The following is a 26659-nucleotide window of genomic DNA, read 5'->3' on the forward strand; positions in this document are numbered from 1 at the left end:
TTATGAATAAAATCAGTAAATTTTACTAAATTTGCAGACTTATGGGACAAATCCTTGCAATTGACTACGGAAAGGCTCGTTGTGGTATCGCTGCAACTGATGATATGCAGATTATTGCCAGTGGGCTGGAGACTGTAGAGAACCGCTTTTTATTGGAATTTTTGAAAAAATATTTCAGTGAAAATAAGGTAGATGAAGTAGTAGTTGGGCTTCCCATAGATTTGAAAGGAAACGTTTCGGAAGTAGAAATCGATATTTTAAAATTCATTGAAGAATTTAAAAAAGAATTTTCGGATATTGCGGTCCATCGTTTTGATGAAAGATTTACATCCAAAATGGCTTCGTTTTTTATTTCCCAAAGTGGAAAAAGTAAGAAAAAGAGGCAGGAAAAAGGATTAATAGATAAAGTAAGTGCAACCATTATATTGCAGAATTTTTTAGAACAAAGATTAAGATGATTTTACCGATAAGAGCTTTTGGGGATCCTGTTTTGAGAAAAGTGGGAAAAGATATAGACAAAGATTATCCCGAATTACAGGAATTGATAGATAACATGTTCGAAACGATGTACAGTGCAAATGGCATAGGTCTTGCAGCGCCTCAGATCGGTTTGGATATCCGTGTATTTATAATAGATGTTACACCTCTTGCCGAAGATGAGGATTATGAAGATATTAAAGATGAACTGGCAGAGTTTAAAAAAGTATTCATCAATGCCAGAATTCTTGAAGAATCAGGTGAAGAATGGAAGTTCAATGAGGGATGTCTTTCTATTCCGGATGTAAGAGAAGATGTAAAAAGAAAAGGTACAATCGTTATTGAATATTATGACGAAAATTTTGTGAAACATACAGAAACTTTTTCCGATATTAGAGCCCGCGTAATTCAGCATGAGTATGACCACATTGAAGGGGTACTGTTTACTGACCACCTGAGTGCTCTGAAGAAGAAACTGGTAAAAGGTAAACTGACAAAAATCTCTCAGGGTGACGTAAACATTGGTTACAAAATGAGATTTCCAAAATAATTTAAACAAGGATAAAAGAAATAATATAAAGCAAAAAGCTTAAGGCTGATTGCAGAATTTACAAAAAATAAAATTATGCTGTTAGAAAAAATAATTTCAATTTCTGGAAAACCAGGACTTTACAAATTAGTTTCTCAATTAAGAAACGGATTCATCATTGAAGATGTTACCAGTAAGAAAAAAGTAAGTATTGGAAACTCAAGCCAGGTAAGTTTGTTGGATAATATTGCCATGTTTACATTTGAGAAAGAAGTTCCTTTGTTCGAAGTTTTTGAAAATATTGCTAAAAACAACGACTACAAGGAAACAATCTCTCACAAATCTTCTGATGCAGACTTGAAGGAATTTATGTTGTCTTCTTTACCTAACTATGATACAGAAAGAGTATATGCTTCTGATATCAAGAAATTGGCTCAGTGGTACAATGTTCTTCATAAAGCGGGATATATTACTCCTGAAAGTTTTGTAAAGGCAGAGCCTGAAACTTTGGATGGAGAGCCTGCAGAAGAACTAAACATTGAAAAAGAAGCTAAGAAAGCTCCAAAAGCAGAAAAACCTGCTGCACCAAAAGTAAAAGCTACTTCAGCTGCAAAATCAGCTCCAAAAAGTACGCACAGAAAACAAGGATAATTCAATTTGAATTAAAAATACAAAGCCTTGTCAGGAAATTTCTGACAAGGCTTTTGGTTTTTTATTAGATGGCAGATAATAGGGATTAGGGGAATTTCTGCTAAGTTCAAGCTTTATTTTAAAACATTAAATCTGGTACCCCACACTCCGTATCTCACACCCCATACACCAAAACTTTCACCCATAACCACTACCACAGACCCAAAATAACCCTTACATTTGTATAAGATTGAATTTCCCATTACTTATGAATACGAAACAGGAGAAACTAGAGGCCTTCGGAAGATTACTGGATATCATGGATGATCTGCGTGAAAAATGTCCTTGGGACCAGAAACAGACTTTAGAGTCGCTTCGCCATCTTACCCTTGAAGAAACCTATGAGCTTTCAGATGCTATTTTACAGAATGATTTGCAGGAGATAAAAAAAGAACTGGGAGATGTTCTGCTTCACCTGGTTTTTTATGCTAAAATTGGTTCTGAAAAAGAAAGTTTTGATATCGCAGATGTGATCAATTCTCTTAATGAAAAGCTGATTTTCCGCCATCCTCATATCTATGGAGATACCGAAGTGAAAGATGAGGAAGAGGTGAAACAGAATTGGGAAAAATTAAAACTAAAAGAAGGAAATAAGTCCATTTTGGGTGGAGTGCCGAAAAGTTTGCCAAGTTTGGTAAAAGCCTACAGAATCCAGGATAAGGTAAAAGGAATTGGTTTTGAATTTCATGATGCCGAAGATGCATGGAAAAAAGTTGATGAGGAGATTCAGGAGTTTCATGCTGAGACGGATCTCGATAAAAAGGAGCAGGAGCTGGGTGATGTGTTTTTCTCATTGATCAATTATGCCAGAATCTCTGGAATTAATCCTGATTCTGCTTTGGAAAGAACCAACCTGAAATTTATTTCACGATTTCAAAAGATGGAAGGGCTTGCCGAAGAACAGGATTTAAAACTTGCCGATATGTCTCTGGAAGAAATGGATGTTCTCTGGGAAAAGGCAAAAAAACTTTCATAACTCCTGATTGGAATAATTAATGCTTCTTATGTTCAGTAAAAAAATAATAATAAATATGCTACGCTTTCTGATTTTACCCGTTTTGTTTTTATTGAGCTGCAATCCCAAAGCTCAGAATTCTCCTGCAAAAGAGGATGAACTTAAAATACAGTTTCCTTTGCCCAAGAAGTTGAAGGAAGTTTCCGGAATTGCTTTATCAAAAGATAAGAATACCATTTGGGTGATAGAAGACAGGGGGAATAAAAATGCAATATACGGCATCAATAACAAAGGAGAAATGTTAGCAAAAGTACCGGTAGAAAATATTGAAAATACAGACTGGGAAGACATCATATCAGATTCTCAGGGAAATATCTATATCGGAGATTTTGGTAATAATGATAACAACCGTACCGATCTTGCAATTTTAAAAACTGATCTTACCAGCACTGCACAGACTACGACAAAAGTTGTTCAGACCACAAAATTCCATTATCAGGGTCAGACAGAATTTCCACCAAAAAAATCAAACCTGTTATATGATTGTGAAGCTTTTGTAGAGATGGATGGTAGCTTTTACTTATTCACCAAAAACAGAAGCAAAGGTTTTGACGGAACTTTCCTTGTATTCCAGGTGCCTAATAAAGAGGGTGATTTTGAAGCAAAATTAATAGGAACATTAAAACTTCAGGGCGGGTATAATGATGCTGCTATCACTTCAGCTACCATCAACAGTACGAAAGATAAAATTGTGTTGCTCACGCATAAAAATGTACATGTCCTTACAGGTTTTACTGCTAACGATTTCAGTTCTGCTAAAATTCAGAAAATTTCATTGAATCATAATTCCCAGAAGGAAGCTATTGTTTTTCTTGATGATAAAACATTAATGATTGCTGATGAGAAAGGGAAAGAAGAAGGTGGAAATGTGTATACATTTTCTTTTTAAACAGCTTATCCCTATTTTTGCGGCTGATTAGATGGATATGAAGAATTTATTTTATATTTTATTTGCACTAAGTTTATTTTCGTGCAGTACAAATGATGATGCAATAGAGAGTACGCAAGCGGAGTTAGAACCTGATAAGGGGTATATTTTTGAGATGGATTATCGTTTTTCTACGATGCCTAGCCCTGAAAAATATTACCAGTTTGCCTATGAGAATGGAAGGTTAAAAAAAATGCTTGGAAAATATTATTATTCTACAGGTATTGGTGGTTTTTTTAATCCTAATGTACTTACCCAGCTGACATATACTAGTAATAAAGTGCAAGTGGATCATTTCGGACCAGAGGGATTTGTAAGTTATGGAACGGTCATCTATTTAATGGAAAATAACAGACCCATAAAAGCTGAAAAGTATATAAACTATACCGGCTATCCTTCCTACTTGGAAACATCAAAAAGCTATACATATGAGCAAGATAAAATAGTAACCTATCAAAAAAGCGGAGGTTGGGAACTTTATACATCCTATTATTTTGATAGCAAAAAAAATCTTATTAAGAGTGAAGTGTTAGAAAAAACGGGAGGTGTAGATAATAAAATAACGACTACTACCTATTCTGATTTTGATAATGCTGCAAATCCGTTCAAAAAACTGTATTTGATCAATGATGATTTTTACGAAAAAAGTTTATCTACTAATAATTTCAGAGCAAAAGAAACGATTAGTCAATATCTGCCCAACCCTGCTAATGGCAATATGACATATCCGCCAGGGCATTCAAGCAGTCAATGGGGTTACAAATATGATACAAACGGACAGGTATTATTATACTTTCCATATCCATAATGATACTAAATATAAAACCCCACAGAGAAATCTGTGGGGTTTTTGAATATATGAATGTTATTGAAGTGATTGACATTTGTATTGTTTACGGAGTAAGGTAAGATATATGAATGTTACCACTTGACAATCTGAAATCCTGAGTATAACGGCAGCGTATTCTGAAAGTTTCTCCTGTATTGAAAAAGTTAATAGATGACAGATTATGATTCAATCCTGTAGTGCGTTCTCCATGTCCTGTAGATATGCCTGCAAGAGTTGTGAGTGTAGGAGACACTTTTTGTATATAAGAATTGGCTGTTCCAGCGGTTTGTCCCGATGGATTTAAATTGAGATCATAGGTTGCATAAGGAACAATATTGTAGAACCCGGGTTTTACTACTGTGAAAAGTCCTGTTGTTGAGTTGTAAGTCAAGTAAGCAGTATCAATCTTATTGCTTACATTGAAAACATAGGTTTGTGAGTAATTTTCATGAGTATTGACAGGAGTAGAGTGTGTTCCTGTATAACTGCCACTAGCTGGGCTGATGTCTGTTTTGTTTCCCACATAAACTACTTTTAAGAAGTTTTCAGATTCAATCGTTTTCCATACCGGAGTATTTCCGGCTCCGTTTGACATTAAGACTTCACCTTTGTTTCCTGAATTACCTTTTGTTCTACCGTCACCACCTACATTCAGGTCTTTAACTACCTGTAGTGAACCGTTGACATGTAATGTATGTTGAGGAGTTGATGTTTTAATCCCTATCTGTGCATTTAAATGTGTGAACATGACAAATAATGCCATATATAATGGCTTTTTTTTCATCTAATTGTTGATTTTTTGTTGAGACAAATATAAAATGTTTTTAATATGTCTGTTTTTTAAAGAATTGATAAACATATAACACTATCTGTGGTATTGAGTTATATGGCTGAAAATATGGCTTTTATTTAAAAGCCATATTTGTTTTATTGATGAAAAATGTGTGCTGAAAATTAGAATTATTAAATTTAATTAAAATTGATTTTTTTTGAATATTCAACTGTAATTAGTTTTAATAGGTTTTAAACAATGCTTTGTATATGCCTTAAAATTGAAATACAGGGTGATGAAAATTTGATTGTTTAAAACTTCATTCCTATCCCTGCAGAAAGTCTTCCGCCATCTGAGCCATAGAAATAATTCAGTCTTGCAGACACCATTTCTACAATACTTAACCAAACACCGGCGCCAGCAGATTGATGCCATTTTCTGGAATTTTCATTGTCATTCCATACACGGCCGATATCATATCCGATAAGGATTCCCATATTCGCAGGAATAATATTGTTTCTTACTCTCCCGAAATCCCATCGTACTTCTGAGTTATTGGTAAAATAAGATCTTCCTGAGAATCTCTCATTTCTGAAAGCTCTCATTCCATTATTACCCCCAATAGTCGCAGCCTGATAGAATTCAAAATTATTATTATTGATCCACATTACGTTACTGGAATTGGCAAAAACAAATTTTCCTTTCTTGTCAATTCTGTGATCAATGGCAAGCTTTCCTTTTACAGTCAAAAAGTTTCTATTAAAGTCAGAAAGAGTTGCCTTCCAATCAGCATTAAGCATAAATTCCAGTCCAAGAGTAGGAAAAGCTACATTATCTGCATTTTTATAACCAAATGTATAATTGGCCCCTACAAACTGCTGGCTGTCAAATACGCCCGGTCTTACGTCCGGTGACTGGTTGATGAAGCGGTCAGCTTTTCTCTGAACTTTATTATCTTCGAAAGTCAATTGAAACTGATGGCTCAGATTCATCCAGCTCTTCTGAGAGATAGAAGGTGCAAAGTTGAATTTTGAAATTCTGGCTCTGTTGTATTCTCTTTCTGTAGTTTCTTTGTCATATTCACTTTCATTGGACAATCCAAAGAAGTTTTGAGAAAACCTTGGGGTAGTATAAAATGCATCCAGATTGAAATCCCAACCTGAGATAGCCTTTTTAAATACTCCTTTATAAGTAAGGCTGAATCCTGCAGTAGCAGTATAAAAATTAGCTTTTAAGCTGTGTCTTTGAGTATAAGGATCACGGATAAAATTATTAACTGTATAATTGGCCAGAACACCTACAATGACCCCATCATCCGGGTTGTAGTCCAAATTTGGATATCCTGCAAAAGAATTGTATTTCGGGTGCTTATAATTATAGCTGTTAATGTCATAATCATCCGTGATGTTCCTGGTTGCATTGCCAGCATTATAAGTGTTTTTCTGAGATTTAAAATCATAAATCTTCACTTTTCTTCCGTCACTTACAGTATAGGTATCATGATTATATCCACCAATCAGTCGGATATTCATTCTAGGGTTGCCGGTTCCGGCTACTTCGTAGATGTCATCATCTTCCAGTCCGTAGATCCATAATTCTTTTGTTTTTGAATCATAATAAGTCTTTTCAAAAACCAGTTCATTCTTATCTTTATCTTTACCCAGCTTATATTGCTGTACGAGTACGGAATGTCCATTTTTGGTGATGACAAACTTATCAGGATTTACCGTTCCTGCCAGAGATACTTTTTTCTGTAATACATCATAGTATTGAGCGGCGTAGCTCTGAAGTTTTGTTTTTCTTACTTTCAATTTTCTTTGAATTTCAGCAATGGTATCATCCTGTACCTCTTTTGGGAGGTTATGGAAAGCATCATCAATATCTGCATCAGTAAGATGGTCCTGAATATATTTTGCCTGTGTTTCCCATTCTGTCTGATCTGCTCCTTTTAAAAAAACAAGATCCATTGGATAGGGTTCCATGGCAAGCCATTTCACACTGCTGATATCTTCTGTAAAAGTTTTCATATGGCGGATGGCCGGAACATTCATAATAAGCCTGAATGCTGCTCCATCATATTTACTGAACGCCTGGTCCCGGTCTTTTGGGATAGGTTTGTAAACTACCTTGTCACCTACCTCATATTCTGCCCATTTCCACTGATCCGAATGTCTGTCCCAATCACCGATAAGCATGTCAAATAATCTAGCTCTGATGTAGGATTCTCTGTCAACAGAATATTTATTGTTTTTGCTAAGGTTCTTTAATACATCATCCGTAGAAACGATATCTTTTGCATTACCGAGATAAGCTAATGTTTTAGGGTCAGAAGAAAAACGCTCTTCAATCATATACATTTCATCCCCATAGTTTTCATTATATCTTCCCAAAGCCTGCTGCTTAGGAATATAATACAGTTTTGGATTACTGTGGAAAATACCCAGCTTTTCTGACATATTTCCAATAGTAAATGGGGTAAACGGATGATTGGTCGTATAAAAATCCAGCAGAAATTTTTCAGGGAATGTATCTGCAAGTTCTTCTCCTAATGTACTTTTCTGGAAAGCCATATTGTTAAGAAAGCGGATAGCACTTTTTTTCACTCCACGCATCACAAACTCCTGTCCATCTGTAGATTTCAAACGTAAACTGTTGGATTGGTTCCCCCCACCTTCTCTGAAAGGAATATATCCTCCGTTCAATTCTGAAAGATTTGCTGTTGGAGCCTCAATTGGTATTCCGTAATATCTTCTGTAATGATCTCCCCATAACCAACGGTAAAATTTCCCTTTTTCAGTAAGCTGTACCGGGTAAATAGTGGAAGAGAATGTCTGAGGAAAAGAATTTGGAAAGTTATTAACAAATACATCCGGCTTGGAAATTACTGAAATATGAGTCAGTTTTTGAAGCTTTGCATCTTTTGTAGAAAAATATTCAACGTCTGTACTTTCGTCTTTTCTGAAATTTAAAACGGCAAAACCGCTGCCTCCGTAAGAAAAATCAGTTTTTTCTATAATGGTAGACGGATCTGTTTTAGAACCAGCACCACTGATGATTTGTCTTATGTTTTCATCCTCATGATATTGAAGATTATGATCATGCCCGGAAACGAAAATAATATTTTCCTTATCCTGAACGATACTTTTCAATCTGTTGGCCAGATCCGCGTAATGCTGGTTATTGATATCTTCAGGACTTGCTCCTGAGGAACTTCTTAAAATATTGATTAAGCTTGCAACACCAGGAACAGGGATCTTACTTTTTAAAGGAAAAAGATGTGACTTTGCAGAATTAAAGCCGGCATGAGTTCCACTGCTGATAATGGGATGGTGTAAAGCAACAATGATTTTTTTACCCTGATTTTTGATAATGAGATCTTTAAATTCATCAAAAAAATTCTCACGGGTTTTGATATTACAATTTTTATTGATTCCGGGGTAGTTGTCCCAGTTTGCAATAACCCATTCCGTATCAATAGCAATAAGCTTAATATCTTTAGAGACGTTGATATCATCAATAGGGCATCCGTTTTTAGGCAGAAAAGCTTTTTTGTCGTCTAGGTATTTTTTTACCAGTCCTTCCTGGGTGTTCAATCCTTCCAGTCCGTTATACCAGTCATGATTTCCAGGAATTACCAATGTTTTACCCTTGAAATTTTTAGTAATAGCAAGTTGATTCTCCAGTTTTTCTTTAGCTGAGGCATACTCTTTATCTGTTTCTTTGGGCATGCCGTTGGGATAGATATTATCTCCCAAAAAGATCAGCATAGAGTTGCTGTCTGCAGAATCCAGTTGGTTTTTCAGTAAACTAAGTGTTTTTTGTGCCTGAGGTTCATCTGCATTTCCTGCATCTCCAATCAGAAAAAGTTTAAAATCATTTTCAGATTTTATCTCAGAATCTTTTACTTCAAATAAGTTTTTGCCCTTTTGTACGTTATATGTAGCACAGGAATAAAGTGCTCCTGCGGACATTACAGTTCGAAGAACAATAGAAGTATTTTTTAGATGAGTTTTAAAGGATAAATTCATAAATTTACATTAACAAAATTTCAGGAATGAGCATTCTACAAAAAGCTAAAAATTATGTTGAAATCTTATTCAAAGATAAGTTATCTTCAGTATATTTTTATCATAATTTTATCCATACTGCCTATACGGTGAATAAGGCTGAGGAAATCATGAAAAATACTCCTGTCTCTGAAGAGGATCAGGAGAAAGTACTCGTAGCATTATGGTTTCATGATACCGGGTATATAGAATGTGCCCTGAACCATGAAGAGAGGAGTGTGGAGGTGATGAAAGCCTTTTTACAGGAAGAAAATTATCCGGAAAATTATATCGCGGATGTTGAAAAACTCATTCTGGCTACGAAAATACATTATGAACCTCAGAATTTACTGGAAAAAATTGTAAAAGATGCTGATTTCAGTCATTTTGCAGGTCATGATTATAACGATATTTCCGATGCTTTGAGAAAAGAATGGGAGCTGACTAATGTAAGATGTTTTTCTAATGAAGAATGGAACGCCGGAAATCTGGATATGCTGAAAAACAAGCATACTTTTTATACGGACTACGCCAAAGAAAACTGGGAACCTTTGAAAAAGAAGAACATTAAAAAGATCGAAAAGAAATTGGAAAAAGAAGAAGAGAAAAAAGACAATAAAAAGGATAATTCAGAAGGTAAAAAGGAAAAAGAAAAATCTGACAGAAGTGTAGATACTTTATTCAGAGTAACGCTTAACAACCATACAAGACTGAGTGATATTGCAGACAGCAAGGCCAATATCCTTTTATCTGTAAACGCAATTATTATTTCCGTTTGTCTTTCAGTATTGGTTCCGAAGCTGGATGCTCCTAAAAATTCCCATCTGATTCTTCCGAGTTTCATACTGCTGTTATCAAGTGTATTTACCATCATATTTGCTATTTTATCCACAAAACCCAATGTGACGAAAACCACATTTACTTCTCAGGATATTGCAAACAGAAAAGTAAACCTGCTGTTCTTTGGAAACTTTCAGCAGATGTTGTTTGATGACTATCACAATGCGATGAAAGATCTTATTAAAGACAGAGATTATATCTACGATTCTATGGTAAAAGATCTGTATTATCTTGGGAAAGTTCTGGACAGGAAGTACAAGCTTTTATCCATTACCTATAAAATCTTTATGGCTGGAATTATTATTTCCGTTTTATCTTTTGGGGCTGCATTTCTTAGCCTCTAATTGAAAGACTTCTTTCTCCTATACACCTGGAACAGGTGAAGAATAAAAAATTTATTCCAAGTATTATTTTGGGGTTTATTGCAGACTGACTGAAGAAGCCGGATACTTATTTTGTGGATTAAAAATTATTGGTTTCTATTCCTGTGGAAGTGTAAAAGAAACCCTCAGCGCCAGCAATCCCGTAATTCCCTGGAGATCCTCTACTTTTAGGAATTCTATATCATTTTGTAGAACTCCTTTTTTCTGAAGTTTTGAAATGTAGTCAAGATATTCTTTCTGATTTTCCATTCCGAAATATACGATGGTGATTTTTCCGGGAGCGGTGATGCGTTCTGAAGAATCTTTCACATGCGCTTTATCCAGACGTTTTTTGATAATTTCGTAATAGGAGTTGTAAGCTCCGTCTACATCAAAGCGTTTTTCATCCATTCGGAAACGGATGTCTATTTTTTCATTATATACAAAAATCAGTGAGGCAATATCCAGCTGTACAGGAAGATTTTTTTTGAACGACTGAAACTCAAGTTCCATTTTACAGATGGTTTTCAACTGCCAGTATCTCAGTTTGTGGACAACTTTTGAGGTATAGTGCAGCTCAGGAGCGATGGTAGATCCAATGTACAGGTTATGCTCTACACCGTCAGACTTAAATCTCTCATAGTAGTGCGGAAAAATTTCCTGCGCTTTTATCTGGCTTTCATCCAGTAAATCTGCCAGTTTTCGGTTGACCAGTGTGATAGAATCATCCAGGTTTTTTCTGTGATGATAAAACAGATCTGTAGGTGCAAAGATGTGTGAAAAATAATCTTTGATCTTTGCTTTGCCTTTATTTCTCTGGAAGTTCTTACTTCCAGTTTCCCCTGTAAAAAAGGATGAATTTCTTCTCTTAATAATCTTTGAAAACGCTGTTGTTCTGTATCCGCTTTGATTTCATTGTTTAATTCATTCTCAAAAATATCCAGTGCCAGCACAAATTTTTCTGAATCGGAATTGGTGAGTACAAAAATCTCATTCAGCCATTCAATCTGCTGATTAAGATCCTGAAGCATCAGATTAAAACGCTTCTCTGATGAGGAACGGATATCAGAAACCCCGAATAACGGAGTAAGGTTTTTAAAAGAAATCTGCTTTAAAGTATATATTTTTTTTCCCAGTGATGCCGTGAAGTACTTTTCAGCTTCATTCCTGAATTTCCAGACCACACTGTCGTGGATGGTAGTATATTCACGCTGGATAATAGCTTCTATCTGATAATTTTTCTCAAAGTAGAATCTGTTTAAGGAGAAAAGAACCATATCGGTGAAAAACTCCAGTTTTTTGAGCTTTAAACCATTGAAACTGCCGGCAATAGGAGAGGTGAATTCCATGATCGCAAGGAGCTCGCCGTCTTTCATTATAGGAATTACCATGAAGCTGTTGACATTATTATCCTTTAAAATACTGAATGAAGGAAGCTGTTTTACATTTTCATCCAGATTGTTTACATTGGAAACAACAACGGGTTTTGAATTATGATTTAAATTATTAAACGTACTCTTACGCGTATCTTCGTCAAAAGCATTGATCCAGAAATCCAGAATATGATTGGTCAGAAGACTCTCATAAATAGGAAGTTTATCCAGTTTCTGTTCTTTTTTGTTGAAAGTCATGAGTCCGAAGCTGAGTTCCGGAACATCAAAATAAGATTTGAAAATTTCGGTCAGATTTTCATTGGGATTCAAATCTTCGGGATCAATTTCAATCATGCTTGATTTCAGGTCAGAAAGTGCTACTTCAGACGTACAGTCTACCAGTGAAATAATGGTAAATCCTTTCAGTATCCAAGACTGCGATGGAAAATGTTTTTTCCACAGTTTAAAATCATCCAGATTTTCCAACAGCATATCCAGAACATCATCAGATGGGATTTTAGCATCTTCTGTAGGGGCAATTTCCGTAAAATCTGAATTGACTGTAATCTTATAATGTTTCATAATCCCCTGTTTGTTGGGGATATCATAATAGAACGGAATCGTACTTTTAATATCTTTTTTGAAATAGCTCTGGAGAATAAGGCAGCAGCAGAATACATAAAACTCATTATCTGAAATATTTCTGAGTTCTATTTCGAAGTCTTTTCCTGCATCTTTAAGAATATCTTTAAACCTTTCGGTATAATTGAAAGTGATGTTTGAAAGAGGAATACTTGCCGCTTTTATCTCATTTCTGGTAAGCCCGGTTGGGAAAAGATCGGCAAGAAGCACCCTGATGAGGTCTTCATGTTTTTCAAGAAGTGCAGTATCCTGAAACCCTTCTCTGAGTTCTTTAAAATTTCTGATGCTTTCGATCAAAGATTCTGCATAGTTGACTCTGTACTCCAGTCTGTCGTTATGTCGGATATGCTCCAGAACATCCAAATATTTTTTGAATGATATATAAACCTGAAAAGGAGAGTCTTTTTTATAGAGATTAGCCAAAAGCTGAAATTTAAAGTAAAGTTATGAAAAAAGGAGAATATCGGCAGGATTAAAATTTTATTTTATTGTATATAATTTACTTGTGTATTCTGAAATTTTGCAATGTATTTTATAATTTATTGATGTTTTTTGGAAAGACAGATTATCGGATTACTGATTAATAAATTTTATGGTCAGTTGGGTGATCAGATCATTTTTCTTATTTTGTTTTTATTTGAATATGAAAAGTTTTGATCATAAAAAAGCACAACTTATCAGTTGTGCTTTTTATATTGTATAATTCTGATTTTACAATCCGAACATTCTTGCAAACAGATCCGGGAAAACCCCAAGGATGATAATTAAAACAATTATTATTACTGCAATGATATTGTAAGTAAGAGTTACTTTTTCTGATGATTTGAATGTAGATTCTTTAAAGAAGAACATTGCGATGATCAGTCTTAAATAGTAAGCAATAGATAAGGCAGAACCTAATACAGCCACCAATACTAAGAAAGCGGCACCGTTCATAGCCTGGGAGAATAAAGCAAATTTTCCCATGAAACCAGCGGTTAACGGAACCCCTGCCATTGAAAGCATAGAGATTGCTGCTGCTGTTGCTAATAACGGCTCAGTTTTCGCCAATCCTTTGAATGCTCCGAAGGAAGTTTCTCTCTTTAACTTCTCTACCCAGATCAGACACATGAAAACTCCTACTGTAGATAAAGAATAAGCAAATAAATAAAAGGCAAGGTTATAAGTAGAAAGGCTTGTCATTCCGAAGAATACCAATCCGATATATCCTGCATGGGAAACTGAAGAGTAAGCCAGCATTCTTTTTGCGTTCGTCTGAGCAAGACCCATAACGTTTGCCAAAAGTAAAGTAATGATTAAGAATACTCCTAAAACGTTGATCCATTCATGAGTCACCCCAGCGAAACCAAGCGTCATCAATCTGAATAGCGCAAAGAATCCTGAGATTTTTACTACACTCGCCATGAAAGCTGTGATTAATGAAGGAGAACCTGCATATACATCAGGACTCCACATGTGGAAAGGTGCTAAAGCTACTTTGAATGCCAATGCACAAAGAATCAGTAATACTCCTAAGATGAACATTACATTCCCTGAATTAGCTACTCCAAAATCATGAATCTTGTACAGATCAAAACTTCCTGCACTTCCATAGATGAACGCAATCCCGAACAGTAAGAAACCTGTCGCAAATGCACCCATAAGGAAATATTTAATAGAAGCTTCGTTGGATCTAAGATCAGTTTTGTTAGCTCCAGCCATTACATATAATGGAATAGAAAGAATCTCCACTCCCAGGAACATCGTCACCAGGTTCTGATATCCGAAAAGGATGATCCCTCCACATAATGCAAATAGCATCAATGCATATAATTCTGACTGGTGGCTTCTGTGGTTGCTGAAAGCAAAACCTCCTAGGAAGAATAATAATAATGTTGTTACGATTGATATTTTAGTGAATAATGCAGTATTACCACTGTACTCATACATATGCTTGTAATGGTCGAAGAACGAACATTCCGGCATAAAACTTACGTACAATGCGATGATTAATCCCAAAATCCCAATGTATCTTGCGAATTTTCCTTGTTCAAAAACTCCTGAAAATAACGCAATAACTGCCGTTAGGAAAACAATAATTAAAACACTCATAATATAGATTTGAGATGCGAGATTTGAAGTTTAAAGTTTCAGGTTCAAAGTTGAAAATTTAAGGTTTAAAGATTCCCTGTTTTCATTTCTTTGTCTCTTTCTTTGACTCTTCTCTAATCTCTTAATTTTTTAATTTTTAAATCTTTTAATTTTTTAGTTAGCCATCGCCATGTAAATAAACTTCACTGAACTACTCACCATGTCGATTACCGGCTGTGGGAAAATACCTAGTAAAATCACAAAAACCGCTAAACTTGCCAATACAGAAAATTCTACTCCTGATAAATCTTTTGCTGTACTTAAAACTGCTTCATCTCCTTCTCCAAACATTGCTTTTCCGTAGAATCTCAATAAATATACAGCACAAAGAATTACCGTAAGACCCGCAATTACTGCTGCTGTTCCATTAAAATCATAAACAGACTTCAACAAAATAAATTCTCCGATGAATCCATTGGTCAATGGAACTCCCATTGAACCTAATATAATGATCAAGAACAATACGGCAAACTTAGGAGCTACTTTAGCTAAACCACCCATTTGTCTGATGTCTCTTGATTTAAATCTTTTGTATAAAATATCACAACAGTAGAACAATCCCACTACGTTGATACCGTGAGCGAAAGTCTGTACCAATGCCCCTTCTGCCCCTTCTACATTGAAAGTTCCTCTAAGAGTAACTACTGCGGAAGCAAAAATCCCTGCTACCATCAATCCTACGTGAGAGAAAGATGAATATGCAATGATTCTCTTCATATCTGTCTGGATAATAGCAATCAATGCTCCGTGAACAATTCCTACAATTGCAAGGATGATCACAATCTGTCCGGAAATTCCTGCTATCGGAAGCGGAGTGATTGGAAGTAAATAACGCAATACCCCATATACTGCCATTTTAAGCATGATCCCCGATAACAACATTGATCCTTGAGTAGGAGAGTAGGTATAGGTATCAGGCTGCCATGTGTGGAAAGGGAATACCGGTAATTTCACTGCAAATGCAAAGAAAATAAACCAGAATACCACAGTCTGTTGTACTTCGTTCAGTTGTGCATTATATAAATCTGTTAAAGCGAATGATGCAGAGTGGTTGTACACATAGATCAATCCGGCTAACATAAATAATGATCCTACGAATGTATATACGAAGAATTTCGTAGTGAATTCAAACCTTTTATTCTCTTGTCCCCAAAGTCCGGCAATGAACCAAATTGGAATCAAAGTTACTTCCCAGAAAATGTAGAATAACAATCCGTCTAAAGAAGTGAACACTCCTACAAGACCGAACTGCATCAGCAGAATCAATCCGTAGAATGTATTTCTATAGTTTACATTTTCGTTGAAAGATGATAAAATAATGATTGGAGCCAGAATATTGGTCAATAATAAAAGAAGCATGCTCATCCCATCGATACCGAAGTGAAGAGAGCTCTTCATAAATTGTGACCAAGGATAATTGATCTCATGCTGCAATACACTATCTACCGTCGGAGTAAAATCGAAATCCGAAAGTATATAAAATGTAAGAAGCATTTGGACCAATGCAATTCCCAGTGCCAAATATTTGCTGGAATTACTCTTCCATGCAAAAACTAATCCCGAACCTACTAGAGGTAATAGTAATAATGTTAATAATAAACAAGACATTATTATTGTAATAAAAAGTTAACAATTAATATAATTCCCACAGCTAAAGACATGATAAGAATATACGTCTCTACATTTCCGTTTTGAACACGCTTCATAGCTTTTCCGCTGTCTTCAGCACCATCACCTACAAAGTTTACAAAACGGTCTAAGATACCCTTATCAAACATCTTTCCTCCGCGTCCTAATCCTTCAACAGTTTTTACAATCAATGCGTTGTAAAGTTCGTCAACATATAATTTTTTAGCAGAAAGCTTTTCCCATCCGGTATAGTTTTCTTCTGCAACAGCCATCTTTTTCTTACTTACATAAGTATTTCTAACGATGAACCATACAGAGAAGAACATAATCACTGTAGCTGCTAATAAGATCATTTCAGTATTGAAAGGTACTCCTGAAAGAGTAGCTTCCATCTGGCTGTAGCTTTGTTCTGTAAGAACTGGCTTCAACCATTCCATCAGCTTCGCATAATGCCCGTGACCGATGAAGTGTGGCAGGTTGATAAAACCTCCGATTACAGAAAGAACAGCCAATACGATCAATGGTAATGTCATATTAGACGGGCTTTCGTGTAAGTGGTGTTTTTGTTCTTCAGTACCTCTGAATTCTCCGTGGAATGTCAGGTAGTATAGTCTAAACATATATGTTGCAGTCATTGCCGCTAAAACAAATAAGATTACCCAGTAAACAGGGTTTTTAGCGAAAGCTGCTACTAAAATTTCGTCTTTAGAGATCATCCCTGATAATAAAGGGAAACCTGAGATGGCTAATGTTCCAATAAGGAATGTAGCGTGTGTAAGAGGAATATATTTTTTAAGACCTCCCATGAAACGCATATCCTGTTCGTTGCTCATTGCGTGGATTACAGAACCTGCACCCAGGAATAATAAAGCTTTAAAGAATGCATGTGTCATTACATGGAACATAGCCGTTGTATACGCTCCAAGACCTAAAGCGATGAACATAAATCCAAGTTGTGAAACTGTAGAGTATGCCAATACTTTTTTGATGTCGTTCTGACGTAGTGCATAGAATCCTGCCAATGCAGCAGTTAAAAATCCGATGAATAAAATTCCTCCCTGTACTGTAGGTGCTAAAGTAAATAAGAAGTTTGATCTTACTACCAAATAAATACCCGCAGTTACCATTGTTGCCGCGTGGATCAACGCTGATACAGGAGTAGGTCCGGCCATCGCATCCGGCAACCATGTATATAATGGAACCTGAGCAGATTTACCGGTAGCACCGATGAATAAACTCGCTGTGATAAAGATGATCACTGTTCCGTCTAATTCAAATTTTGAAGCATTTTCTGCTACAGAAAGATAATCTACAGCGTTTGTCTGAGAGGCGATCATAAAGATACCGATCAACAAAGCAAGGTCACCAATTCTGTTCATGATGAAAGCTTTTCTTGCTGCTTTACCGTACTCTTCGTTGGTGTACCAGAACCCGATCAACAGGTAAGAACAAAGACCTACACCTTCCCATCCGATGAATAAGATAAGGTAGTTGCTTCCCATTACTAAAAGTAACATTGAGAAAATGAAAAGATTCAGGTAAGTAAAAAACTTATAGAATCCTTTATCATGACTCATATATCCGATAGAGTATAAATGGATCAGTGAACCGATACCTGTGATGATCATCACCATCATTAAAGAAAGCTGATCAATCTGGAATCCAAAATTAATTTGTACTCCATTTACTCTAAACCATTCAAAAGCTTTTACGATTACAGGCTGGCTTTCAGAATTGAAATTCATGAAAAGACTTACAGCGATACAGAATGATCCGAAAACCATTGCCGTAGCCAAAGATCCAACCAATATTTTTGGAAGATTTTTCCCGAATAAACCGTTAATAAGAAACCCTAAAAGTGGTAAAAGTACTATTGCATATACTAGATTCTCCATTCTTATCCTCTTAATTTATTAAATATACTCACATCTACAGAACGGGTATTTCTATACAGCATAGCAATAATTGCCAGACCTACTGCTACTTCTGCAGCAGCCACCACCATAATGAAGAAAACTAAAAGCTGTCCGTCGCCGTTGCCTTTATACGCTGAAAAAGCTGCCAATAAAAGGTTTACAGAATTCAGCATAAGCTCTACACAGCCCAGAATCACAATAGCATTTTTTCTAAGTAATACTCCCATTACTCCCAAACAGAACAATACTGATGAAAGAATGATGAAGTAGTCCAAAGGGATGCTTTGTATAAATGTATTTACTTCTCCCATAATTTTATAAATCTTTTTTACCGATTAATACCGCGCCTACAATACCTGCCAAAATTAGGATGGAAGCAAGCTCAAACGGTAAAACATATTCATTAAACAAAAGTCTACCCAGGTTTTTCGTAAGACCAACACCTCTGTCTACATTTTCAACAACAATGTGGTTGTCCTGTACTCCTCTGAAAACTCCAAGTACACCTACTAAAAGAAGCCCTGCTGTAAAAACTCCAACAAACTTTAAAGTATTGTTCTTCTTACTTTCGTCTCCTTTATTAAGGTTAAGCATCATCAGGATGTAAAGGAAAAGTACCATGATAGCACCTGCATACACTATAATCTGGATAATGGCAAGGAACTGTGCATTTAAAAGGATGTACATACTTGCAATTGAAAACATTGTAACAATCAATGACAAAATAGCATAGAGAGGATTTCTTGCAAATACAAAGTAAACTGCACTTGCTACTGCTAAAAACGCCACCAAGAAAAATAAAAACTGATCCATTATTTTACCGCATTTTTTTGTTTCTCGGATTGTCTTGTCGTGATATCAATCCTTTCATTTATTTTTTCAACTAATTTATCTTTTCCGTAAATGAAAGAACCTCTGTTGGTTTCCACGTCTACCAATCTGTCTGTAAGATAGATCGCAGATTTAGGACAAGCTTCTTCACACATACCACAGAAAATACATCTTAGCATATTGATTTCATATACTGAAGCGTACTTTTCTTCTCTGTAAAGACCTTTTTCCTCCTTAGTTCTTTCAGCAGCAGTCATCGTAATGGCTTCTGCAGGACAAGCTACCGCACAAAGCCCGCAAGCTGTACATCTTTCTCTGCCTTCCTCATCTCTTTTCAAAACGTGCTGGCCTCTCCAGATGGTTGTTCTTGGCTTCTGTACTTCCGGATACGAATATACTGCGGGAGCACCCTTTATCACGGTTCTTACAGCATGCTTAAATGTAATCCCCATCCCTGTAAAGATTGCAGGAAGGTAGATTTTTTCAGCAAGGGTCATTTCTTTATTGGAAACAACTTTTGATCTGTTTGTAAGTTTCATTTATTTAATTTTTTTAGGCTGAACTTGTATCCAGCATTAAAAATATATTCTTATCTCTTAGTTTGCAAATGCTAAAATTACAGCTCCTGTAATTAATAGGTTTACCAATGCCATTGGGATTAATGTTTTCCATCCTAAGTGCATTAACTGGTCGTATCTGAATCTTGGAAGCGTCCATCTGATCCACATAAAAATCAGAATTCCGATTACAGTCTTCGTTAAGAATGCTACGATACTCAAGATCCCTGCAGTGTTCTCACCCCAGTTTTGAGTTACCCATTCAATACCAGGATAGTTGTACCCTCCAAAGAAAAGAACTACCATGAATGCATTAGAAATAAACATGTTCACATATTCTCCGAACATATATAAACCTAATTTCATGGAAGAGTATTCTGTAGAATATCCTGTTACCAATTCGGATTCACACTCAGGTAAATCGAATGGGTGTCTGTTGGTTTCTGCCAATGCTGCTACAAAGAAAACAAGGAAAGCAATCGGTTGGTAGAAAATATTCCAGTTCAACCCCGAAACCCAAGGAATAACACCCCATAATTTCCCGGTAGTCTGACTTTCAGTAATTTCTTTTAAGTCTAAACTTCCTGTCATCATAATGATAGAAAGAAGTGCCAGTCCCATTGCCAATTCATAAGAAATCATCTGAGAAGAAGCACGGATAGCACCTAATAATGAATATTTGTTATTCGAAGCCCAACCTCCGATCATAATTCCATAAACCCCGATTGAAGCCATTCCGATGATAAAAAGTACACCAACATCGATGTTAGCTACCTGAAGATCAAAAGAAGTACCTGCAATATTTAAACTTTTACCCCAAGGAATAACAGCTCCTGTAATCAATGAAATAAACATCACCAAAGCAGGTCCTAATACGAAAAGGAATTTTTCTGCATTGGCTGGCGTAAAGTCTTCTTTGAAGAAAAACTTTCCACCATCAGCAAGAGGCTGCAGCAATCCGAAAGGTCCGGCCCTGTTGGGACCAATTCTATCCTGCATGATAGAGGCTACTTTTCTTTCTGCCCAGGTAGAGTAGGCTGCAATCGTAAGCGATAGCAGGAAAAGTGCTAGTACAAGTATAAGTTTAAATGTAAGTAAATCCATTTTTTATTTTAAATGTTTGAAGATGGGAGCTGAAAGCTGGAAGTTTATCACCTCGCGGCATCAACTCTTCATCACATTACCAAATTTTTTATATATTTTTTAAAACAATTGATATTAAAAGTGGACTGTAGGTTTATTATGAACTTCCAGCTTCCGGCTTCTAGCATCCAGCTATTTTATTTTTCGTCTTTTTCACTGATTTCTTTAGCCATGGGATTGTCTAAAACTCTTAGCTCATCCTTAGGTTTTTCGTAGTGGTTCAATGAAATTACAGAATGTCTGTCAATATGTCTTGGACCTTCGATATTCCAGTCTGATAATGCTTTTCTTTCGAAACGGCATGTATCACAGATGAATTCTTCCACTTCACCCCATTGGTCTTTTCTTGCAGTTACTCTTACGATTTCGTCACCTTTCATCCATACTACAACTTTTCCGGAACACTTATCACATTTACAAGAAGCGTTCATTGGTTTTGTAAACCATACTCTGCTTGCAAAACGAGCTGTTCTGTCTGTTAATGCTCCTACCGGACAAACGTCGATAACGTTTCCGATGAAGTCATTGTCTAAAGCTTTATTTAAATAGGTTGAAATTTCAGCATGATCTCCTCTGAAAAGAATACCGTGTTCTCTTGTTTCTGTAAGCTGGTTTGCTGTCAATACACATCTTGCACAAAGAATGCAACGGTTCATATTCAATTTGATGTTCGGTCCAAGATCATCGGCTTCGTAAGTATTTCTTTCAAATTCTGTTCTTGTACTGTCTACACCATGCTCATATCCTAAGTCCTGAAGATGACATTCTCCTGCCTGGTCACAGATAGGGCAGTCCAGCGGGTGGTTTACCAATAAAAACTCGGTAACCGCTTTTCTTCCTTCCTGAGCTTTCTCAGAAGTAAGGTTTTTTACTTCCATCCCATCCATTACATTCGTTCTGCAGCTTGCTACCAATTTCGGCATAGGACGAGGATCTGCTTCAGACCCTTTAGAAACTTCTACAAGACATGTTCTACATCTCCCTCCACTGGTTTCTAACTTGCTGTAGTAGCACATAGCGGGAGGTACAGATTTTCCACCAATTTGTCTTGCAGCTTCCAGAATGGAAGTACCAGGCATCACTTCAGTAGTCTGTCCGTCTATAGTTATTTTGAATTTTTTAACTTCTTCGCTCATATGATATGCTTTAAGCTTTATGCGTTAAGCAATAGGCTTTGTTATTTATATTTCTTAGTATTAAATGTATATCCAATTCCTGCTAGAACCTGTCCGAAAACAAAGTCCTGGCGTGCTTTATCGGGTTTGTTATTCAATGTAGTTTTAATATCCCACATATTAATATAACCGGCTTTTCCTTCTACTCTAAGCATCCAGTTTTTCCAGAAAACTAAGTTAAGACTAGATCTGATATCGGTTCCCATACCTGCAACATGAAAACGGTCACTTCTCTCATTACCAAAAAGTTTTACATTACTTTTCGGAAACATAAATCCGATTCCGGCTCCATAAGACCATACTAAATCTATATTTTTCTTGTGAACAAGATTTTTGTATTTTTCAAGACCTAAGTTTTCATAATTAAGTCCATCTGTATGTTCGAAAGTAAGGAACTTCTCATCTGCAAGATTCACTTGCCCGTTTTGAACCATCGCGGCATATTCAGGATCTGAAATATGTCCTTTGAAACCTACAGTCTGGTTCTGATCCATTACATATTTCATATGATCTATCCCAAGTACCAGTGCTAAATTGTCTTTAATAAAATATCCTATTCTGAAATTATACTGTGTTACAGTAAACCAGCTTGGATCAAAATAGACAATTCCAAATTTTGTAGGTCTGTCTTGTGCGGTTACATTATTCAATTGAAAATCGTACCCGTTTCCGGTAAAGTGGATATCAGAATTACTATAAGCAGCTCTGTTCCATCCATAAAATACGAAAACCTGACCTTTCTTGCTTAATGGTAAAGGCTTTTCCTTTTTTTCAGCTTTAATCTGTTGTTTCTCACTTGCTACATATGACAAATCCTCTTCAACGGATCTGTTATAAGTTGCTGTATCACTCTTCTTGTTCTGTGCAAATACAAGATTCGACATCATTAAGCCGACAACCAATAATTTTTTCATCTTACCTATGCATTCTTTTCAACAGCCGGGATAGGATCTGCATAATGTGCCAATCCATAGTTTTGTGTCTGAGACAACTCTGGGTTTTTCACATGCCACTCAAATTCATCTCTGAAGTGACGGATTGCTGCTGCAACCGGCCAAGCTGCTGCATCACCCAACGGACAAATCGTATTTCCTTCGATTTTTCTCTGGATATCCCAAAGTAGATCGATATCTTCCATTTTTCCTTCTCCTTTCTCGATTTTCTTCAAAATCTTGTACATCCATCCCGTTCCTTCACGGCAAGGAGTACATTGTCCACAGCTTTCATGATTGTAGAATCTTGCCAATGTCATAGTATGATCTACAATACACTGGTCTTCATCCAATACGATGAAACCTCCTGAACCCATCATTGTTCCGGTAGCAAAACCACCGTCTGCCAATGATTCATAGTTCATATATCTTGGCTCTCCGTTCACAGTTCTCAGCAATAAATTAGCTGGAACGATTGGAACAGAACTTCCTCCAGGAATACAAGCCTTTAATCTTTTACCGTTTTTAATACCACCACAGTATTCATCAGAATAGATGAACTCTTCTACAGTGATCGTCATATCAATTTCGTATACACCCGGTTTGTTGATGTTTCCACAAGCAGAAATCAGTTTCGTACCAGTAGATCTTCCAACTCCAATTTTAGCGTATTCAGCACCAGTAATATCTATAATTGGAACTATTGCAGCAATAGATTCAACGTTATTTACTACCGTTGGTCTTTCCCAAAGTCCTTTTACAGCCGGGAATGGCGGTTTTAATCTTGGGTTACCTCTTTTTCCTTCAAGGGATTCAAGCAATGCAGTTTCTTCACCGCAGATGTATGCTCCACCACCTCTCTGAACATAAATTTCACAATCGAAACCTGTTCCCAGGATGTTTTTACCTAAAAATCCTGCTGCTTTAGCTTCTTCAATAGCTTCTTCAAGGATATCAGGAATCCATGAATATTCTCCACGGATGTAGATATAAGAAGTATTGGAACCTAAACAGTAAGAAGAAATTAGCATTCCCTCGATCAATAAATGAGGAAGGAACTCCATCAGATATCTGTCCTTGAATGTTCCAGGCTCAGATTCATCCGCATTGACAACAAGGTGTCTTGGAACGCCTTCAGGCTTTGCCAAAAAAGCTCCATTTCATTCCTGTTGGGAATCCAGCTCCACCACGTCCTCTTAATCCTGAAGCTTTTACTTCTTCAAGAATTTCGTCAGGAGTCATCTTCAAGGCTTTTTCAGCTGCTGTATAACCTCCCTGTTTACGGTAAGTTTCAAAGTAGCGAATACCTTCTATATGTGCGTCTTTAAGTAAAAGTTTTTTACTCATTGTTTGTTATGCTTTTAGCTATTGGTTGGTTGCCGTTAGCTTTTTATAATTATTTTAAAAATTAACTGATTTTAAATTCAGGATTCAAAATCTTTATTAGTCTAAAGCAAGTTGTCCCTGTCTGCAAAGTTCAAGGATTTCGTCTACTTTCTCTATTGTTAAATTTTCATGAAAGAATTTTCCTAACTGCAGCATTGGTGCATATCCGCATGCTCCAAGACATTCAGCTGGCTTTAATGTAAACATACCGTCTTCAGTAGTCTCTCCATCCTTAATATTCAGTTTGGTTCTGATATGGTCAAGAATTTTTTCGCTTCCACAAACCATACAAGGTCCTGTTCTGCAAACTTCCAAAACATATTTACCTACCGGCTTCATATTAAACATGGTATAGAAAGTAGCCACCTCATATACTTCAATTGGCTGGATACTTAATAGTTCGGCAACATAATCCATCACAGGAACATCTAACCATCCTCCGAATTCTTTCTGTGCTAAGTGAAGTACAGGAAGAAGAGCAGATTTCTGTCTTCCTTCAGGATATCTTGCGATAATTTTATGTACCTGTGCTAAACTTTCCGGTTTAAAAGCTATTGTTTCGCTCATTTTTGAAATTTTAGATTTTAGATTTTAAATTCTAAATGAATAACGGTCTAAAATCAATTTATAATTTATAATTCAAAATTTATAATTCCAGTTATGCGTCTAATTCTCCCGCAATAATATTCATACTACACATCGTTACAATGGCATCTGAAATTACAGAACCTGTAATCATTTCAGGATATGCCTGATAGTAGATGAAACATGGTCTTCTGAAGTGAAGTCTGTAAGGGCTTCTTCCTCCGTCGCTCACAAGATAGAATCCTAATTCTCCGTTTCCACCTTCTACAGCGTGGTACACTTCTCCTTTCGGTACATCAGTTTCTCCCATTACAATTTTGAAATGGTAGATCAATGCTTCCATTTTCTGATATACATCTGCCTTTTCAGGAAGATAGAAGTCAGGAACATCCGCATGGAATGGGCCTTCCGGAAGATTTTCGTATGCTTGTTTGATGATTTTTATCGATTCCCAGATTTCTTGTTGACGAACCATGAAACGGTCGTAAGTATCTCCTGAAGTTCCTACAGGAATAATGAAGTCGAAATCTTCATAAGAAGAATAAGGCTGTGCAACTCTTACATCATAATCTACTCCTGCTGCACGTAAGTTTGGACCTGTGAAACCATAGCTTAATGCTCTTTCAGCAGAAATAGCTCCTGTACCGATGGTTCTGTCCATGAAAATTCTGTTTCTTTCCAATAAGGTACAGAATTCTTTGAATCTTGGTGGGAAAGTTTTTAAGAAGTCTTTTAATAACTCATGAAACTTAGGTGTGAAATCTCTTTCAAAACCTCCGATTCTTCCCATATTGGTTGTCATCCTTGCTCCGCAGATCTGTTCATACATATCATAGATACGTTCTCTTTCGATGAACATATAAGTAAGACCTGTAATAGCTCCTGAGTCCATTCCGGTTACCCCGTTACAGATCAGGTGGTCACCGATTCTTGCCAGTTCCATTAAGATAACACGCATATAGTCTACACGCTTTGGAACTTTAATACCAATCAGTTTTTCTACTGTCATGTGCCAACCTAAGTTGTTGATAGGCGCAGAACAGTAATTCATACGGTCAGTAAGGGTAGTGATCTGAGAGTAGTTTCTTCTTTCAGAAATTTTCTCAAATGCTCTGTGGATATAGCCTACCGTTTGCTCAGCGTGAAGAATTCTTTCTCCGTCCATCGTTAAGATATTCTGGAAAATCCCGTGAGTAGCAGGGTGGGTAGGTCCTAAATTGAGGGTATATAATTGTCCGTCAATCTGTTCCTTACTTTCGTATTGGTTTAGTATATTAGATAATGAGTTATCTTTCATAATTTAAATGCTTTAGGCTATAGGCTATAGGCTTTAAGCTTAATGCTTACTACTTATGGCTTATTGCATTATTTTTTATCTTCCGAACATATTATCGTCCTTATCGGTTCTGGTACCGTCTTCAAGGCGATATTCTTTCAACATGGGGTGGTATCCAAGATCTTCCATATTCAAAATAGGTCTAAGATCCGGGTGTCCTTTAAATTTAATCCCATAGAAATCATACGTTTCTCTTTCCATCCAGTTTGCCCCGGCATATAGCTCCGTAAGAGAATCTACTTCAATATTTTCTCTGGACATGAATATTTTCAGACGTAATCTGAAATTGGCCATCATGTTATGCAAATGGTATACAACTCCTATTTCCTTTTCAGGGAATTCAGGGTAATGAATACCACAGATATCCGTAAGGAAATTAAATTCTAATGATGAATCTTTAAGATAGTGAATGATTTTCTTAATATCTTCTTTCTTCACCTCAATTGTCAGCATTTCATAAGGTTCTGAGCTGGAAATGACAGATTCCGGAAATTCTCTTGTGATTGCTTCTAATACAAATTCGTTTGTCATTTCCG

23 protein-coding genes and 1 pseudogene are annotated in these 26659 nt (G+C 36.3%); 7 read left to right on the top strand and 17 right to left on the bottom strand.

Annotation, left to right across the window (positions count from 1 at the left end; genetic code table 11):
• Positions 1 to 41: 41 nt before the first annotated feature.
• The 6 genes from ruvX (at position 42) to KIK00_RS18980 (ending at position 4447) form a co-directional block, all read left to right on the top strand.
• Positions 42 to 458 (top strand): Holliday junction resolvase RuvX, encoded by a 417-nt coding sequence (ruvX, locus tag KIK00_RS18955; RefSeq protein ID WP_255813863.1) that lies wholly within the window; start codon positions 42 to 44, stop codon positions 456 to 458.
• Positions 455 to 1027: a peptide deformylase gene (def, locus tag KIK00_RS18960; protein WP_149835105.1), complete on the top strand. Its 573-nt coding sequence runs from the start codon at positions 455 to 457 to the stop codon at positions 1025 to 1027. Before ruvX ends, def begins: the two co-directional genes overlap by 4 nt.
• Before the next feature lie 75 nt (positions 1028 to 1102).
• Positions 1103 to 1657 carry a DUF5606 domain-containing protein gene (locus KIK00_RS18965; protein WP_184559709.1) on the top strand — a complete coding sequence of 185 codons (555 nt, stop codon included), beginning with the start codon at positions 1103 to 1105 and terminating at the stop codon, positions 1655 to 1657.
• 247 nt (positions 1658 to 1904) lie between these two features.
• Positions 1905 to 2672, top strand: a complete 768-nt coding sequence (gene mazG / locus KIK00_RS18970) for a nucleoside triphosphate pyrophosphohydrolase (protein ID WP_114820976.1) — start codon at positions 1905 to 1907, stop codon at positions 2670 to 2672.
• Positions 2673 to 2727: 55 nt separating this feature from the next.
• Positions 2728 to 3600 (top strand): hypothetical protein, encoded by an 873-nt coding sequence (locus tag KIK00_RS18975; RefSeq protein ID WP_255813865.1) that lies wholly within the window; start codon positions 2728 to 2730, stop codon positions 3598 to 3600.
• A 37-nt stretch (positions 3601 to 3637) separates the two neighbouring features.
• Positions 3638 to 4447, top strand: a complete 810-nt coding sequence (locus tag KIK00_RS18980) for a hypothetical protein (RefSeq protein WP_255813866.1) — start codon at positions 3638 to 3640, stop codon at positions 4445 to 4447.
• Positions 4448 to 4532: 85 nt separating this feature from the next.
• On the opposite strand, the gene KIK00_RS18985 is transcribed toward KIK00_RS18980, so the two are convergent.
• A complete protein-coding gene (locus KIK00_RS18985) occupies positions 4533 to 5252 on the bottom strand; it encodes a hypothetical protein (RefSeq protein ID WP_255813867.1) in 720 nt (239 codons plus the stop codon).
• A gap of 299 nt (positions 5253 to 5551) precedes the next feature.
• Positions 5552 to 9268 (bottom strand): metallophosphoesterase, encoded by a 3717-nt coding sequence (locus tag KIK00_RS18990; RefSeq protein ID WP_255813868.1) that lies wholly within the window; start codon positions 9266 to 9268, stop codon positions 5552 to 5554.
• Between the two features lie 26 nt (positions 9269 to 9294).
• Here KIK00_RS18990 and KIK00_RS18995 point away from each other — a divergent pair, with 26 nt between their 5' ends.
• Positions 9295 to 10470, top strand: coding sequence for a Pycsar system effector family protein (locus KIK00_RS18995; protein WP_255813869.1), 1176 nt, complete (start codon positions 9295 to 9297; stop codon positions 10468 to 10470).
• Positions 10471 to 10605: 135 nt separating this feature from the next.
• Here the strand turns inward: KIK00_RS18995 and KIK00_RS19000 are convergent, their stop codons facing one another.
• The 15 genes and pseudogenes from KIK00_RS19000 to KIK00_RS19070 all read right to left on the bottom strand — a co-directional run bounded on the left by KIK00_RS19000 (position 10606) and on the right by KIK00_RS19070 (position 26654).
• Positions 10606 to 11001 (bottom strand): hypothetical protein, encoded by a 396-nt coding sequence (locus KIK00_RS19000; RefSeq protein WP_255813870.1) that lies wholly within the window; start codon positions 10999 to 11001, stop codon positions 10606 to 10608.
• 155 nt (positions 11002 to 11156) lie between these two features.
• Complete coding sequence (locus KIK00_RS19005; RefSeq protein ID WP_255813871.1) at positions 11157 to 12926, bottom strand: GAF domain-containing protein; 1770 nt, start codon at positions 12924 to 12926, stop codon at positions 11157 to 11159.
• A 288-nt stretch (positions 12927 to 13214) separates the two neighbouring features.
• Positions 13215 to 14594 carry an NADH-quinone oxidoreductase subunit N gene (locus KIK00_RS19010; protein ID WP_255813872.1) on the bottom strand — a complete coding sequence of 460 codons (1380 nt, stop codon included), beginning with the start codon at positions 14592 to 14594 and terminating at the stop codon, positions 13215 to 13217.
• 153 nt (positions 14595 to 14747) lie between these two features.
• On the bottom strand, positions 14748 to 16241 hold the full coding sequence (locus KIK00_RS19015; protein ID WP_077413859.1) for a NuoM family protein: 1494 nt from the start codon (positions 16239 to 16241) through the stop codon (positions 14748 to 14750).
• 2 nt (positions 16242 to 16243) lie between these two features.
• A complete protein-coding gene (gene nuoL / locus KIK00_RS19020) occupies positions 16244 to 18157 on the bottom strand; it encodes an NADH-quinone oxidoreductase subunit L (protein ID WP_255813873.1) in 1914 nt (637 codons plus the stop codon).
• 2 nt (positions 18158 to 18159) lie between these two features.
• Entirely contained in the window at positions 18160 to 18489 is a 330-nt protein-coding gene (nuoK, locus tag KIK00_RS19025; protein ID WP_002983557.1) for an NADH-quinone oxidoreductase subunit NuoK, read from the bottom strand.
• A 4-nt stretch (positions 18490 to 18493) separates the two neighbouring features.
• Positions 18494 to 18991 (bottom strand): NADH-quinone oxidoreductase subunit J, encoded by a 498-nt coding sequence (locus tag KIK00_RS19030; protein WP_255813874.1) that lies wholly within the window; start codon positions 18989 to 18991, stop codon positions 18494 to 18496.
• Entirely contained in the window at positions 18991 to 19548 is a 558-nt protein-coding gene (locus KIK00_RS19035) for an NADH-quinone oxidoreductase subunit I (RefSeq protein ID WP_040996950.1), read from the bottom strand. The genes KIK00_RS19030 and KIK00_RS19035 overlap by 1 nt, the downstream gene beginning before the upstream one ends.
• Positions 19549 to 19605: 57 nt before the next feature.
• Positions 19606 to 20670 (bottom strand): NADH-quinone oxidoreductase subunit NuoH, encoded by a 1065-nt coding sequence (gene nuoH / locus KIK00_RS19040; protein WP_213278082.1) that lies wholly within the window; start codon positions 20668 to 20670, stop codon positions 19606 to 19608.
• Between the two features lie 176 nt (positions 20671 to 20846).
• Positions 20847 to 21845, bottom strand: coding sequence for a 2Fe-2S iron-sulfur cluster-binding protein (locus KIK00_RS19045; RefSeq protein WP_255813875.1), 999 nt, complete (start codon positions 21843 to 21845; stop codon positions 20847 to 20849).
• Between the two features lie 41 nt (positions 21846 to 21886).
• On the bottom strand, positions 21887 to 22798 hold the full coding sequence (locus tag KIK00_RS19050) for a hypothetical protein (RefSeq protein ID WP_255813876.1): 912 nt from the start codon (positions 22796 to 22798) through the stop codon (positions 21887 to 21889).
• Between the two features lie 5 nt (positions 22799 to 22803).
• A pseudogene (gene nuoF / locus KIK00_RS19055) lies at positions 22804 to 24163 on the bottom strand (NADH-quinone oxidoreductase subunit NuoF).
• Positions 24164 to 24259: 96 nt separating this feature from the next.
• Positions 24260 to 24769, bottom strand: a complete 510-nt coding sequence (gene nuoE, locus KIK00_RS19060) for an NAD(P)H-dependent oxidoreductase subunit E (RefSeq protein WP_047377758.1) — start codon at positions 24767 to 24769, stop codon at positions 24260 to 24262.
• A 91-nt stretch (positions 24770 to 24860) separates the two neighbouring features.
• Positions 24861 to 26084 (bottom strand): NADH dehydrogenase (quinone) subunit D, encoded by a 1224-nt coding sequence (gene nuoD, locus KIK00_RS19065; RefSeq protein WP_047377759.1) that lies wholly within the window; start codon positions 26082 to 26084, stop codon positions 24861 to 24863.
• Positions 26085 to 26159: 75 nt separating this feature from the next.
• The gene (locus tag KIK00_RS19070) at positions 26160 to 26654 is read right to left on the bottom strand and encodes an NADH-quinone oxidoreductase subunit C (RefSeq protein ID WP_047377760.1); all 495 of its coding nucleotides are present in this window, start codon (positions 26652 to 26654) and stop codon (positions 26160 to 26162) included.
• Positions 26655 to 26659 lie beyond the last annotated feature (5 nt).

Source organism: Chryseobacterium sp. MA9 (assembly GCF_024399315.1).
Taxonomy (GTDB): domain Bacteria; phylum Bacteroidota; class Bacteroidia; order Flavobacteriales; family Weeksellaceae; genus Chryseobacterium.